Origin of the sequence: Stenotrophomonas sp. WED208 (assembly GCF_040984485.1) — a bacterium.
In the GTDB taxonomy this organism is placed as follows: Bacteria; Pseudomonadota; Gammaproteobacteria; order Xanthomonadales; family Xanthomonadaceae; genus Stenotrophomonas; species Stenotrophomonas riyadhensis.
The window spans coordinates 2,187,064-2,200,365 of record NZ_JAZARB010000001.1 but is presented as its reverse complement, the minus strand read 5'-3'; the positions used below and the strand labels follow the sequence as shown (position 1 = coordinate 2,200,365).

The window sequence follows — 13,302 nt, the reverse complement described above, 5'->3', positions numbered from 1 at the left end:
GGGCGGCCTGGATGCTGCAGGCGCCTTACGGCGTTACGGTCAAGGCGACACGGACAGCAGTCTTCGGCGTGCTCGGGTCGTTGCTGCCGACACAGACGAAGCCTGAATAGCTGCCCGGCGCGAGGCCCCCGGCATTGATCTGCACCTGCGTGCTCTGGCTGCCGCCTGCGGAGATGCGGCCCAGGGCGCGGGTCGGTGTGCCGATCCAGCCGGCACCGCAGGCGTTGCTTCCGCCCAACCCATAGGCCAGCCCTGGGGCGCCGGTGGTGGCGGACCAGGCGCCACTGCCATCCGGGTTGATGATCGCGCTGCGGTACACGCTGTCGCCGCTGGTGGCGTTGAACCAGAACCAGCTGGTGGCCAGAGGCGCACGCACCGAGACCACCAGCCAGTAGCGGCCTGCGGGCAGGTTGACGTTCTGGCCCGCCGCGGCCATATCCAGGTTGATGGTGGCCAGCGTGGCTGACGTTCTTACGCCTGGGCCACTGACGGTGGAGGTATAGGTCCACAGTGCCACCTGCGGGCTCGATTCCGGATTGCCCTCCGGATTGCCGCCGACATCACGGAAGATCGACCAGTTGATGTTGGTCGATGTCGCCAGCGTGCCACCGTTGACGAAGCCGTCAGCGACGATACGGGTGATGCCGGTGGCCTCGCCCAGGGTGAAGTCATCTGCAGCGAGCTGTGCACGTGCACCCACAGACACGGCATCGGTGAAGCGTGTCGAGCGACGCCCGTTGGCGTTGTTTGCCGCCTGTGCGACCAGCGTGCGGGTACCTACTCCGGAATTGTCGATCTGCCACTCCAGCGGTGAGCCACCGGTATTGGCGATCTGCAGGTTCACCGCTCCGCTGCCACCGGTCGGCAGGGTCAGCGTGTTCGACGGCGGCGTGGCGGCAATCTGCGGCGGCGGCACCGACACAGCGATCGGCAGGCGCAGCAGTGGCTGGCTGGTATCCCCCCCCTGCGGCGCCAGGGTCAGCCTGGCAAAGCGCCAACTGCCATCGTTCGGTACCGAACCGGTGGTGACGATGATCCGCACCGACTTGCTCTCGCCCGGCGCCAGGGTGAACACCGATGGCGAGACGACCGCAGTCAGGCCCTGCACCTTCGCCGTCCAGGTCTGCCGGGTCGGCAGCACGTTGCGGAACACGCGGGTGAAGCTGCAGCTGTCGGGGCAACTGCGCTTGCCCAGGCTGGCGATGTTGAGCGACGACACTTCACCGCCATTGGCCGGATTGGCGCCCAGGAAGTTGGTCTTGGTCTCGTTCAGCACCAGGCCTGCACGCAGCGCCTGGTCCACCTGGATGCGGCCCGCGCCCATCGCGAATGGGTCGGCCGGAGTGACGCCGTCTTCTTTCAGCACTTCCTGGCGCGCGGTCATCATCAATGCCGAGCGTGTCTCCTGCACCGTCCAGTCCGGACGCGCCTGGCGCAACAGTGCGGCGGCGCCCGCGTGATGCGGCGATGCCATCGAGGTGCCGTCCATCAGGCCAACGGCGTTCTCCGAGCCGGTCACCTCGTTGCCCGCGATTACCGCCAACACGCGCACGCCCGGGGCGGTGACGTCAGGCTTGACCAGATCGAAGATCCCGGCCGGGCCACGCGAACTGAAGTCACCCAGCACGTCAGGCGTGTTGCTGATCTTGCTGGCCGGATAGGCGATGCCAGCGGTTGCGTTGTTGCCAGCGCTGGCGGCGAAGGTCCGCAGTGCATTGGCGTCCGACTGATCGATGGCGAAGGCGGGAATGGTGGCCCCCGCCACGTTGGGCAGGATGGGGGCCGGCTGGTTGTTGCCGATCAGCACGGCGATCGCACCCGCAGCGGCGGCGTTGTTGACCTTGTCGCTGAAGTTGCACGAGCCACGACGGATCACCGCAATGGCGCCCTGGAAGGTGTTGGCCGCGAACGGCGCGCACCCGTCGTTCGCGCTGTCGATGCCTGCACTGACGCGTAACGGCGTGGTCGCCGGAATCGGCGTTGCGAACGGCACGCCGCCCGAACCTTCGGTCAGCAGGATGGCGGTGAGCGCCGGCGGCACGCTGCCGGGGCCGCTGACCGCAGCGAACAACACGATGTCGCCGCGGCCATGCGTGGCCGCCGCGGTGCTGCCCGTCCAGGGCTCCAGATGACCCATCGTGTTCGGGCCCGGGCCGGAGTTGCCGGCGGATGTCGCCACGTAGATGCCGGCATCGGACGCATTGAGGAAGGCCAGCGAGACAGCTTCTCCCCACGGCGCGGTACCGCCGGCAATGGAGTAGTTGATGACGTCGACAACGCCATCGGCGAGGGCCTGGTTGACCGCTGCCAGCGTCGAGGTGTTCGGGCAGAAGCCGCGCCCGGTGGACACTTCGGTGTAGCAGGCGTCGTAGGCGATGATGTTGGCGCGCGGCGCAACGCCGGAAATGTGGATCTGGTTGCCCCGGTAGGACGCGGTGTGCGGGTTGCCCGCTGCAGTGGAAGCGGTATGGCTGCCGTGGCCGTTGGTGTCACCAAAGCCGGGCTCTTCGCGTACATCCGCAACGCCACACTGGTTGCCCGGCGCACCGCAGACAAAATCGTAGCCGCCGATCAGCTTGTTGTTGCAGCGGCCTTCGTCGATGCCACCCGGTGCGCAGGTGCCAAGATAGTTGCCCGCACCCAACGGATTGATGTGCTCGTAGCCATCCTCCGCACGGGCGGTGAAGGCCGGGCTGCCGAAGTTGATGCCCGAATCGATGACACCGATCACCACACCTTCGCCACGGAACGGCGTGGGGGTGCCGTTCCACAGCGCGGGTGCGCCGATCAGCCCCGGTCCGACATCGGTATCCTGCTCGTACTCCCGGTATTCCTCGACCAGCTCCACATCGGGAAGTGCGCGTACGCGCTCCGCTTCCTGCGGATTCATCTGCAGCACCGATGCGTTGATCGCATGCTGCATGCGCCGCTCGACCTTCACGCTGCGGCCCAGCGTGGCATTGATGCGGGCCTCGTGCTGTACCTGGCGATCCGCGAGGAAGCGCACATAGTCCTGTGAACGTGCCCCCCGCACCGCAATGCGCGGTGTCGGCGCATTGCCCGTGGCCGCCGCCGCGCGCGCGGCACTGGCGGACGGACGCATGCGTTCCGGTGCCGCGAGGCCCTGGATGTCCCCCTTGTAGGTGGCCAGCGGCTCCTCGCGATAGACCACGATGTAACGGTTGGAAAGTTCGGCGAAGCCGCTTCCCGGACCGGTCGCTGCAGGCCCGGCCGGATTGCCGGCGCGTGCATCCACGGAGGGATTGCCCGTCTTCGACTGGGCGCCGGTACTGCGTATGCCCACGGCTGCGGCGGCCAATGCAGCCCCCGCCACCAGGGTCAGTGCAACCCATTTGCTTCGTTTGATCCATGCATTGCGCATCGAATACCCCTTTTCATTGAAAGCCCGAGATGCACGCCGGCGTCAGCGCCGGCGCTGTGATGTCTGGTGCTTCAATTGCGGGTGCGGCGCGTAGTCCCCGACGCCTTGCACCCCGCTGCGCCCCGGCAGCAGAATCGACACTACCTCAAAATTTGACGTGGCGCACAGTTTTTCGTGACAACCGCAAGGCAGAGATCAGTACGCGAAAGTATGGATGCCTTCCTGCATTGCGTAGCTATGGCCTGGGCAGCCGAACCGGCACCGCGTTCGTTGTCCATCATTGAAGGGCAGCAGTGCCAAGTGCTATGACTGTCTGTGCCCATCAATGCACGGATGCCATGGACACTCTCCGCTTTGTACTGATCGCCTGCGCTGCCTGTGCGGCAGGACCGGCATGGTCCGTTGAATCACCGATCGCCGATGCGGACGCGAGTCGAATCTTCAGGGAAGCGCGGGCACTGTGCCAGGCCGATGGCGGACAGTTGTGGGGGCAATCCCTGTGCGGGCCGATGATGCTGGTTGATCCAGGGAGCCGGCAGGTCATCGCCTCGCACGCAGATGCACAGGGTGCGCTGAAGGCACGCGGCAACGTGTTCGCAGGCCAGCTTCCGGCCGATGCGATCGTCGCCAATACCGCCGTGGACTGGTCCGGCACACGCTGGACGCAGCTGCTCTGGCCATTGCCGCAGGACGCGTCCCGGCGCAGCACCCTGCTGGCTCACGAAATGTTCCATCGCCTGCAACCGGCGTTGCCCATCATCGCGCCGACCGAGGGCGGAAACGAACACCTCGACACGCTTGAAGGACGCTACTGGCTGCAGCTGGAATGGCGCGCACTGGTGGATGCGCTTGCGGCCACCGATGCAGTGGCGCAGCACACTGCGATGATGGATGCGCTTGCATTCCGCGCCGAACGCCACCGCCAGTTCCCTGCGACCGCGCAGGAGGAAGCGGCGCTGGAATTGAACGAGGGCCTGGCTGAATACACCGGCGTGGTCGTCGGCAACCCGTCGCCCGCGACACGCGTCCAGGCGGCGCTGCATGACCTCCGGGCGCACGTTGCTGATCGCAGCTTCGTCCGCTCTTTCGCCTACGCCACCGGCCCGGCCTATGGCCTGCTGCTGGACCAGGCGGCCCCCGGTTGGCGCAGCGATCTCGCCCACCACGCCCAGGATCTCGGCACGCGTCTGGCCGAAGCGACCGGTGCCCCTCCACAAACGGACGTGACCGCACTGCAGGCAGCTGCCGCGCGATACGACGGGCCAGTACTGCGCGAAGCTGAAACGCTGCGCGAACAGCAGCGCCTGGCGCAGCTGGAACACAATCGTGCGCGCTTCGTGACAGGCCCGGTGGTGCGCCTGGACCTGCGCAGCATGCGCATCCAGTTCAACCCCAACACGATGCAGCCGTTGCCTGGCCGTGGCACGGTGTATCCAACGATGCGACTGACCGACGTCTGGGGCAGCCTGGATGTCACCGACGGTGCGTTGATGCAGAGCGACTGGAAGGCGGTGTTCGTGCAGGCGCCCGCAAGTACTGAGCCGCCGCTGCAGGGGCCGGGATGGTCGCTGAACCTGAAACCGGAGTGGTCGCTGGTGCCGGGAACACGCAATGGCGACTACGTGTTGAAGGCGAACCCCTGACAACACCTGCAGGCATCGCGATGCTCTAGCACGCCTGCGTTTCAGCCACGCCCTGCTCCATCTGACACATCTCCAGTGCTTGCGCGCTGTCACAGCTTGGTCTTTTCGTCGTTCACCGAAAGACGACAGCTTGTGACGCTTACGACACCGCACGGCCTCCACGGCCCTGTCATCGCGGTCACGTCCCACCGCAATCCGCAGCACCCGTCTCCGCAACGTCCTCCCATGACTTCGCCCCGGCCCGGTCTTGGCGGACGGCTGCGCCCTGAACTTCTGCTGGAGAACCGCAATGCGCCTCGCAAGCTTCTTCTTCGCGTTCGTCCTCAGCGCCGTCGCCGGCGCAGCCCAGGCCCAGGTCGTCACCCTCAACAAGGGCGGCTTCGTGCTCACCTACGACTGCAGCATCCACAGCGCCACCCGCTACGAATACACGCTCACCGCAGACACCGGCTCGGAAGCGCGCCCTTCCAGCTTCTACAAGGACCCGGACCTGCCCGCCGGCTGCCTGGGCCAGACCAGCACGGCCTCGTATGCCAGCATCAAATCCGGCTATGACCGCGGTCATCTGGTGACCTCCAACCACATGGACTACAACGCGACCTACATCCGTCGCGCCAACTACATGACCAACATCGTTCCGCAGGTATCCAGCTTCAACCAGGGCATCTGGGTGAAGGCCGAGAACGTGGCCGAGTGCTACCGCGACATCGCGCCGGTGGATGTCTATGGCGGCGTGGTCTATGGCGATGCCTCCAATGACTACTTCCTGGCCAGCCACGGCATTCCCACGCCGGAGTTCTTCTGGAAGACGATCATCACCCGCGACCCGAACACCGGCACCGCCAAGGCGATCAGCTGGATCATCCCGAACGAAGCGAACCTGGGCAGCCTGGACAACTACCTCGTGACTATCGCCGACCTGGAAGAGCTGCTGGGCGCCAGCTATGTGGCCATCAACGCGCCGGCCTCGCTGAAGGCCATGCTGCCGACCACGACCTGGCCGCAGCCCGCGGGCTGTGATCTGAGCTGATCCGCCAGGACGCCCGACTCAGTGTGCTGGCGTTGCGAGCCGTCGCGACGCCAGCGTTCTGGCAACCCGGTACTGGGCAGCGCTGGCGGCCAGCATCGCCAGTGCCAACAGCGGCAGTCCGAACGGCCCAGGCACCTGCGCGATCATCAGCAGGACGCCAGACACGAGTATCACGATCAGCGAGGCCGTTCCAGTCAGCAGCGCTGCTGTGGCCAGCACGCGCCCCATTGCCGGAGCAGCGGAAGGCGTAATTCCGGTCACAACGCCCGCGGTTGAAGCCAGTGCCGCCAGCACCAACGTGAGCAGCAGAACGATCTGCAGCTCCAGCCAAAGGCCATCCCCCACCGTCGGGGAACCGGACTCCAGTGCCATCAGGCGAAGCTGCACGAGAATTGCTGGCAGGCACGCGCCACCGAGCAGCAGCATGCCGGCGCCCACCTGACTGGCGCTGACCACGCCGGTGTGCGGCCCCTGGATTGCGCGACCGCGTTGCAACAGGAGTGCGGGCAGCAGTGCGACCGCTGTCAGCAACAGCGTGTGCAGCAGTGAAGCGGCCACCACCCAGACCAGGGAATGTGCGTCCGGTGGGCCCATCTGCAGGTACATCCACACCGACAGATGATCCAGCACGATCAACATCAGGTAGAAGGACACGCCTGACGCGAGCGGATGCCGGATCCACAGTGCGCCTCCTCGCCCGAACAGAACGGTGGAAGCCAGCACGGCCGCCGCTGCGAAACAACACAGCCGGAACGCCAACGAAACCAGGGCATCGGCGAAGCCACTGGCCCCGATCTGCATGCCATGCCCGCGCGCCACGGCCATGCCTTCAATGAAGCCCGGCAGGAACAGGCTCAGCACGGACAGCTTCGCAGCCATTGCAAATACGACGGGATAGGCGCTGAAGAACAATCGCAGCCGGTTCAAGGCTCGCTCCTGTGCAACGGTATCGGTACGCAACCGTGGACAGTCTAGCGCTCTGTCCGGCAGCGTGCCCTGCCTGCGTGGCTATGGGAAAATGGCAGGCGCCCGCCCCTATCGCATGCCCCAGGAGTTGTAGATGTCCCGTTTTCCCTTCGATGCCGTGTTGTTCGACTGCGATGGCGTACTCGTTGATTCCGAGCCACTGGTGGCCCGCGTGCTCTCGGAAATGCTGACCGAACGTGGTTGGCCGCTGACCCCGGCGCAGGCCGGCGAGGTGTTCCTTGGCCAGTCCGTAGCCCATCTGGCGGGGCTGATCGAAGAGCGAACCGGCAAGCCGTTCACCGAGGAATGGCTGGAAGAATTCCGCCAGCAGCGCAACCGGGCGCTGGAGCGCGACCTGGTTGCGATCCAGGGCGCGCCTGAGGCCGTGCGCGCGATCGGCGCCGCCACCGGCGGCCGGATCGCCTGTGCGTCCGGCGCCGACCTGCACAAGGTGAAGCTGCAGCTGGGCAAGGTCGGCATCCTTGATGCCTTCGGTGCCTATGTGTTCAGTGGCCAGGACATGCCGAACACCAAGCCGCATCCAGATGTCTATCTGGCCGCTGCCGCAGCGCTGGGCGTGGACCCGAAGCGCTGCGCGGTGATCGAGGATACCGTGACCGGTGCAACGGCTGGCGTGGCAGCCGGAGCCACCGTATTCGGCTTCAGTGAGGGCGGTCCGCACCACAGCACGCCCGAAGCCCTGCGCGCTGCCGGTGCCAAGGTCATCTTCCAGCGCATGGAAGACCTGCCCGCCCTGCTTGCCGCCCACGCCATCGACGCCGTGGCCTGACGCGGCATCATCCCGCAGCGCCCAGCGAGGCGCTGCGGCGCTTGCCCGCGTAATGCAATGCAAACAGATACAGGCCGGTGAACAGCTGCAGGAACAGGGGGGGCAACGGCGAATACGTGAGCCACGCCGCAGGCTCGCCCTGCCCCATCCCACGGGCGACGAAGTTGGCGATCACCGCCAGGGTGAACACGATCGAGGTCCAGCGGTGCAGCGGCCGGGCCCAACGGCCGCGGCTCATTGACGGCGCCTCGCATCGGAGCGGGCTTCGATCATCTTCCAGCCGTTGCCCGAGGGGTCACGGAATCCGGCATCAATGGCGCCGAAGCGCTCGATCGGCTCCTGGGTGAACTCCACGCCCTGTGCCAACCATTGCGAGTAGCGCGCCTGGCAGTCATCCACGGCCAGCACCAGCGGTGGCATCGCCCCCTTGGCCACCAGCTGCTGCAGCGCCTGCGCCGTGGCAGCATCATGGGTCGGTGGCCCCGGCACGAACAGGCCCAGCTGGAAGCCGTCCTGGCCGGGGCTGCGCACGGTCAGCCAGCGATAGCTGCCATTGCGTACGTCGGTGTGTACTTCGAAGCCGAGCGTGTCGACGTAGAACGCAAGCGCTTCATCCTGGTCGCGTACGTACAGGCCGACCGTGTTCACAGTGTTCGTCATGGGACCTCCCTCAGGTGGGGCCCACGTTAGCAACGGCCTGGCGGCGGCGCTTCTCCAAAACTGCGATGTTGAGGTCGGGCCGCTGGGCGGCACGCGCATGGCACTCGGGCACTACGTGCTGTGGCTCCTGTGCTGCCCGTTCCCGCTCGCGCACGTTGCCGGGGCTGTCGCCGGTGATGTCTCGGAAGATACGGCCGAAGGTGCCGAGGCTGGCCCAGCCGGTCTGCGCTGCGATCTCGGTGACCGCCAGGTCGGTATCACGCAGCAGCGCCACAGCACGCTCGATGCGACGGCTGAGCAGGTAGCGGTGCGGCGGCAGCCCGAACGCCTGCTTGAACGAACGCGCGAAATGCGCCGGCGACACCGCACTGACCTCGGCCAGGCGCGCGACCGGCCACTCCTCGTGGCTGGCGCGGTCCATCCGGTCCTTGGCACGCAGCAGGCGTCGCAGCAGTTCGGGGCTCTGGTTCATCTGGCTCGCGTGGCCACACGGGGGCGTTGACCGAAGGGTGGGCGGAGCGCCCCGCCGCGTCAACCCGGCTCAACGCTGCGCCGGCAGCTCCAGCCGGTGCTTGCGGCACAGCCGGTACACCGTCACGCGCGAGATCTGCATCTGCCGCGCGCACTCGGAGACGTTGTAGCCGGTCTGGCGCAGGGTCTGCAGCAGTACATCGCGCTCGGCCTGGCCGCGGGCATCGTGCAGCATGGCGCTGGGCAGCGCCTGTACCGGCTCCCCCAGTTCCAGGTCACGCTCGCTGATCAGCTCGCCTTCGGCCATGATCGCCGCCCGCTGCACCCGGTTGAGCAGCTCACGAACATTGCCGGGCCAACCGAAACGCCGCATCGCCTGCAGCGCCATTGGCGAGAAACCACGCGCGCGCACGCTGTGGCGCAGCCGGAAGCAGCGCAGGAAGTGTTCGCCCAGCAGCTGCACATCAGCACCGCGTTCGCGCAGTGGTGGCATCAGCAGGCGCAGCACGTTCAGACGGTAGTACAGATCGCTGCGGAACCGCCCCTGTGCCACCGCCTGTTCCAGTTCCACGTGGGTGGCAGCCAGCACCCGCACATCCGCGCGCAACGACTGGCTGCTGCCGACGCGCTCGAAAGTGCCCTCCTGCAGTACGCGCAGCAGACTGGTCTGCGCCTCGGCGGGCAGGTCGCCGACTTCATCCAGGAACACCGTGCCGCCGTGCGCGGACTCGAACACGCCGATCTGGCGCTTGTCGGCGCCGGTGAACGAACCGCGTTCGTGGCCGAACAGCTCCGACTGCACCAGGCTGGCCGGAATGGCCCCGCAGTTGACCGCGATGAACGGCTTGCCCGCGCGACCCGACAGCGCGTGCAGCGCATGCGCCGCCAACTCCTTGCCAGTACCGGTCTCGCCAGTGACCAGCACCGGCAGTTCCACCGGGGCGAACTTTTGCAGCACTGCGCGCACCGCATGCAGCGCAGGACTCTCGCCAATCAGCGCACGCGGCCCTTGCCCGCCACAGGCCTCATCGATCGAGGGATCATCCGCATCGAACTGCTGGCGTATCGCGCACACCAGGTCCTGCAGCCCGAACGGCAGGGTGAACCGTGCAAGGCAGCGCTGCAGCAGGGGCAACCACGCCGGTGGTGTGACGCCGGCACCCGGTGGCAGAACCGCCAGCCACGGTAGATGCAGATGCTGCTCGATCCACGGCTCAAGCAAATGCAGGTCGGTGGCATCCAGATGGCGCAGATCCAGCACCGCAAGCAGTCGGTCACGCCCGCGCAAGCCGATCGCCATCGCAGGATCAGGGTGGATGCTGCGCACGTACCAGCCTGCAGCCGCCATCGCGCTGCGCTCGCTCGCCAGCGGCTGGCCAAACCAGAGCACGCAACGCGATGCAGAAACTTCCGGGACCGCTGCCATGCTTCCCCCAGCATCCGGACACCGTCGGCGGACTGTCAGCCAATCGCCGGCGTGCCGCCCTCCGCCGGGACCCCTACGGCCACCACGGCGGCCTTTGTTGGGCGGATGCTAGCGCCCCGCTAAACGGCGTTGCAATGAGCAGCGCGTCAAGAAATACGCACCTGAAGCTGCACCGTTGCACTCTGCGCCGGTCGCTGTAACAGGAATGCGACAGTCACCCCGCCGCCTTGCCCCGCAGCGCTTGGCGCTGCGGAATCCCAACATTTCTGCGACGCCGCTGTAACACACCGGGGCCACCCCATCGTGCCGTCGTTTTTCTCCCCGCTTGGCGCGCAGGAGTTTCGACGTTGGCACGGTTGATGCGTGGATCCGCCGCACCCATCGCGGGAGATCGGCATGGACGGCACCACCCTGATTCGTGGCTTGGCTGCGTCGCTGGGATTCACCCTGCTGGCGATCGTCACGAGCGCCTCCGCCTCCGGCGCACGCCAGGGCGTGAAGCCGCAGCCGGGCGAAATCGTCCTGTTGCGAGATGTCTCCGCGCGGCCGGCCTATCGCATGGCACCGCCGGGCATGGCGCTGATCGCCGATCCGAAGCCGCAGCGCGAAATCGCCGCTGCACTGGGAACGGGTGGCCCTGCCATCGGGATGGACGAACTCAGCGACGAGGACTACGCCGGAATGGGCGCGGGCCAGGCCAGGCCCCTGGCCGCACCTGGCGGCACCACGGTCGAACGGGTCACCCAGCAGGCCCTGGGCAGCACCCTGGGACGCAGCAGCGACGGCATGGTCGGCAGCAGCCTCGGCGGCGCCATGAGTGGACCGCTGGGCGCCGTCGGCAACAGTACCCGCGGCATTGCCGATACGGTGCGTGGCGCACTGGGTCAGTTCCCGCTGCAGGGCACGGCCCCGGCAGGTGGCAAATGAGGCGCCTGTGCTGGCTGCTGCTGGGGCTCGGGCTGGGTGCCACGCCCCTGCCGGCGATGGCCGACGACTACAGTGGCATGCTCGCGTACCTGGACGTGACCCGCATCGACGGCCGCGCCCTGGCCGGCTCGAGCGGGGCCATCGCCGTGAACCAGGCGGCGGGCGACCTGAACCTCCAGGCCAATCTGCGTGGCATCGCCCGGGGCGAACGCGCCGAGGTGGCGATCAGCACGCAACAACTGCAGCAAGGCAACCGGGTGCTGTCGGCACCGTTGGCTGCCTCCGCGCAGATCGGCGGTAACGCGCTGGCCGGTGCCAGCGGCATCGCTTCAATCAACCAGGCCAGCGGCATCGCCAACACGACGCTCAACGTCGTCAGCGCGACGCTGGCCCGACAGGGCATACGCGAAACCGACGACACGGCCCTGGCCGCAGAAGGTTCCGCGTTGGCAGGGGGGCGGGACGACGCCGGTCACGGCGTCGCGACGGGCACCCGCAGCGCCGGTGTAGCCAGCACCGCACTGCGGGGATTCGACGGGGTCCTGCAACTCAATCAGATCGCGGGCAGCGGCAACGACACGGCCAATGTGCTGGGCCTGGTCGTGCAGGACCGTCCGTGACAACCACCCACCGATGCACCACCCGATGAGAGAGAGGGCACCATGAAAGCGACCGTCAAACGGACCATGCTCGCCATGGCGATTGCCACTGCCTCGACCGCCGCTGCGGCCAATGGCTGGGACAACCAGAACGCCAACGCGAACATCAACCACAACCACACCGTCAGCGAAACCCGCAACGACGCCCACAACCATACTGACAACGACGTACGCAACCGCACCGTCAACGTCAATGTGCAGAAGCACAGCAACATCCAGGCCGACGAGCGCAAGGAAAAGAACAACCACGGCGTCGACGTGAACCTGGAGAAAGACCTGCGCCTCAGCACCGACGTCAATTTCTCCGGTGACCCGAACATCACCGGCGACATCGACCTCGACTCCGCGGCCATCGCGGTGATCGACAACCGCCAGTCGATCAGCAACAACGCCACCAGCAACAGCCTGGTCACCAACCGCGCTTCGATCGGTGACAGCGTCGGTGCCGGTGCCTCTGGCAATCTCGGCTTCAACGTGGTGTCCGGCGACAACAACGCCCAGGACAATGCCGCGTCGCTGTCCGCGGCCGACGCGTCCTTCAGCTTCGGCATGGCTGACGCCGAGGTGTTCGTCAACCAGGCTGGCTTCGGCAACGTCACCCAGAACTCGGGCGTCACCAATGCCGCCAGCCTCGGTGGCAATGCCTTCGGCGGCGCATCGGGCAACATCGGCGTGAACATCGCCTCGGGGAACAACAACGAGCAGAAGAACGCGCTCGCCGCCTCGGTCGCGACCACGGCGGTGGCGCAGTCGAGCATCAGCTCCAACCAGGTCTCCACCGGCAACACGGTCAGCAACGCCGGCTTCGTGAAGTCGTACACCGATACCGTGCAGGTCGGCATGCATGGCGGCGTCAGCGGCCTGACCCTGGCCTATGGCGCGGGCACCTACCGCGGTACCGGCAACGCCTACCAGATGGCCAACTACTACCTGGATACCTGGAATGGCGAGCTGCCGCACCCGGGTGGCAACAGCACCGGCCACATCGATCTGGACAACGAAATCCAGAACGCCACGATGAACCCGAATCGTCCGGGGGTCGGTGGCCTGGGCTTCGATACGCGTGAAAGCGGCACCAGCCAGTTCGTCGAACTGGGCGTGGCCGACCTGTACGCCAGCCTCAGCGGCACGGTCAGCACCACGCGCTGGGTGAACGTCGATGCCACCAATACCTCGGCATTGTCGGGCAGTGCCTTCTCCGGCGCTTCCGGCAACATCGGCGTGAACGTGGCGTCCGGCACCGGCAACCTGCAGGCCAACAGCCTGGCCCTGGCCGTCGCCCAGCCCAGCACCGGCGGCGGTGGTGGCAGCGGCGAGTAAGCGCAACGCCCCGGCCGTCCGCCAATGG

The 13,302-nt window shown here is 66.8% G+C and carries 12 protein-coding genes; 6 read left to right on the top strand and 6 right to left on the bottom strand.

The window, feature by feature from the left end:
* Positions 1-25: 25 nt before the first annotated feature.
* Positions 26-3,382 carry a S8 family serine peptidase gene (locus tag VPH47_RS09790; RefSeq protein WP_368850655.1) on the bottom strand — a complete coding sequence of 1,119 codons (3,357 nt, stop codon included), beginning with the start codon at positions 3,380-3,382 and terminating at the stop codon, positions 26-28.
* A gap of 509 nt (positions 3,383-3,891) precedes the next feature.
* Between VPH47_RS09790 and VPH47_RS09785 the strand changes: the two genes are divergently transcribed.
* Both VPH47_RS09785 and VPH47_RS09780 read left to right on the top strand, forming a co-directional pair.
* Entirely contained in the window at positions 3,892-5,025 is a 1,134-nt protein-coding gene (locus tag VPH47_RS09785; RefSeq protein WP_368850654.1) for a hypothetical protein, read from the top strand.
* A 289-nt stretch (positions 5,026-5,314) separates the two neighbouring features.
* Positions 5,315-6,055, top strand: coding sequence for a DNA/RNA non-specific endonuclease (locus VPH47_RS09780; protein ID WP_180858907.1), 741 nt, complete (start codon positions 5,315-5,317; stop codon positions 6,053-6,055).
* Between the two features lie 18 nt (positions 6,056-6,073).
* Here VPH47_RS09780 and VPH47_RS09775 read toward each other — a convergent pair whose 3' ends face one another.
* Positions 6,074-6,982 (bottom strand): hypothetical protein, encoded by a 909-nt coding sequence (locus tag VPH47_RS09775; protein WP_368850653.1) that lies wholly within the window; start codon positions 6,980-6,982, stop codon positions 6,074-6,076.
* 133 nt (positions 6,983-7,115) lie between these two features.
* On the opposite strand from VPH47_RS09775, the gene VPH47_RS09770 reads away from it, so the two are divergent.
* Positions 7,116-7,811: an HAD family hydrolase gene (locus VPH47_RS09770; RefSeq protein WP_368850652.1), complete on the top strand. Its 696-nt coding sequence runs from the start codon at positions 7,116-7,118 to the stop codon at positions 7,809-7,811.
* A gap of 7 nt (positions 7,812-7,818) precedes the next feature.
* Here VPH47_RS09770 and VPH47_RS09765 read toward each other — a convergent pair whose 3' ends face one another.
* The 4 genes from VPH47_RS09765 to VPH47_RS09750 form a co-directional block, all read right to left on the bottom strand.
* Positions 7,819-8,049, bottom strand: coding sequence for a hypothetical protein (locus VPH47_RS09765; RefSeq protein WP_180846831.1), 231 nt, complete (start codon positions 8,047-8,049; stop codon positions 7,819-7,821).
* Positions 8,046-8,471 (bottom strand): VOC family protein, encoded by a 426-nt coding sequence (locus tag VPH47_RS09760; RefSeq protein ID WP_197612049.1) that lies wholly within the window; start codon positions 8,469-8,471, stop codon positions 8,046-8,048. Before VPH47_RS09760 ends, VPH47_RS09765 begins: the two co-directional genes overlap by 4 nt.
* Before the next feature lie 10 nt (positions 8,472-8,481).
* Positions 8,482-8,943 carry a helix-turn-helix domain-containing protein gene (locus VPH47_RS09755; protein ID WP_368850651.1) on the bottom strand — a complete coding sequence of 154 codons (462 nt, stop codon included), beginning with the start codon at positions 8,941-8,943 and terminating at the stop codon, positions 8,482-8,484.
* 69 nt (positions 8,944-9,012) lie between these two features.
* Entirely contained in the window at positions 9,013-10,368 is a 1,356-nt protein-coding gene (locus VPH47_RS09750) for a sigma-54 interaction domain-containing protein (RefSeq protein WP_368850650.1), read from the bottom strand.
* A 396-nt stretch (positions 10,369-10,764) separates the two neighbouring features.
* Here VPH47_RS09750 and VPH47_RS09745 point away from each other — a divergent pair, with 396 nt between their 5' ends.
* The 3 genes from VPH47_RS09745 to VPH47_RS09735 are packed head-to-tail and all read left to right on the top strand — an operon-like array spanning position 10,765 to position 13,274.
* On the top strand, positions 10,765-11,295 hold the full coding sequence (locus VPH47_RS09745; RefSeq protein ID WP_368850649.1) for a hypothetical protein: 531 nt from the start codon (positions 10,765-10,767) through the stop codon (positions 11,293-11,295).
* Positions 11,292-11,915 (top strand): hypothetical protein, encoded by a 624-nt coding sequence (locus tag VPH47_RS09740; RefSeq protein ID WP_368850648.1) that lies wholly within the window; start codon positions 11,292-11,294, stop codon positions 11,913-11,915. Before VPH47_RS09745 ends, VPH47_RS09740 begins: the two co-directional genes overlap by 4 nt.
* Before the next feature lie 42 nt (positions 11,916-11,957).
* The gene (locus tag VPH47_RS09735) at positions 11,958-13,274 is read left to right on the top strand and encodes an adhesin (protein WP_368850647.1); all 1,317 of its coding nucleotides are present in this window, start codon (positions 11,958-11,960) and stop codon (positions 13,272-13,274) included.
* Positions 13,275-13,302: the final 28 nt, after the last annotated feature.

Coding starts and splice junctions, on each gene's coding strand:
- VPH47_RS09790 (WP_368850655.1), bottom strand. CDS start 3,382: ATGCGCAATGCATGGATCAAACGAAGCAAATGGGTTGCACTGACCCTG.
- VPH47_RS09785 (WP_368850654.1), top strand. CDS start 3,892: ATGATGCTGGTTGATCCAGGGAGCCGGCAGGTCATCGCCTCGCACGCA.
- VPH47_RS09780 (WP_180858907.1), top strand. CDS start 5,315: ATGCGCCTCGCAAGCTTCTTCTTCGCGTTCGTCCTCAGCGCCGTCGCC.
- VPH47_RS09770 (WP_368850652.1), top strand. CDS start 7,116: ATGTCCCGTTTTCCCTTCGATGCCGTGTTGTTCGACTGCGATGGCGTA.
- VPH47_RS09765 (WP_180846831.1), bottom strand. CDS start 8,049: ATGAGCCGCGGCCGTTGGGCCCGGCCGCTGCACCGCTGGACCTCGATC.
- VPH47_RS09760 (WP_197612049.1), bottom strand. CDS start 8,471: ATGACGAACACTGTGAACACGGTCGGCCTGTACGTACGCGACCAGGAT.
- VPH47_RS09755 (WP_368850651.1), bottom strand. CDS start 8,943: ATGAACCAGAGCCCCGAACTGCTGCGACGCCTGCTGCGTGCCAAGGAC.
- VPH47_RS09750 (WP_368850650.1), bottom strand. CDS start 10,368: ATGGCAGCGGTCCCGGAAGTTTCTGCATCGCGTTGCGTGCTCTGGTTT.
- VPH47_RS09745 (WP_368850649.1), top strand. CDS start 10,765: ATGGACGGCACCACCCTGATTCGTGGCTTGGCTGCGTCGCTGGGATTC.
- VPH47_RS09740 (WP_368850648.1), top strand. CDS start 11,292: ATGAGGCGCCTGTGCTGGCTGCTGCTGGGGCTCGGGCTGGGTGCCACG.
- VPH47_RS09735 (WP_368850647.1), top strand. CDS start 11,958: ATGAAAGCGACCGTCAAACGGACCATGCTCGCCATGGCGATTGCCACT.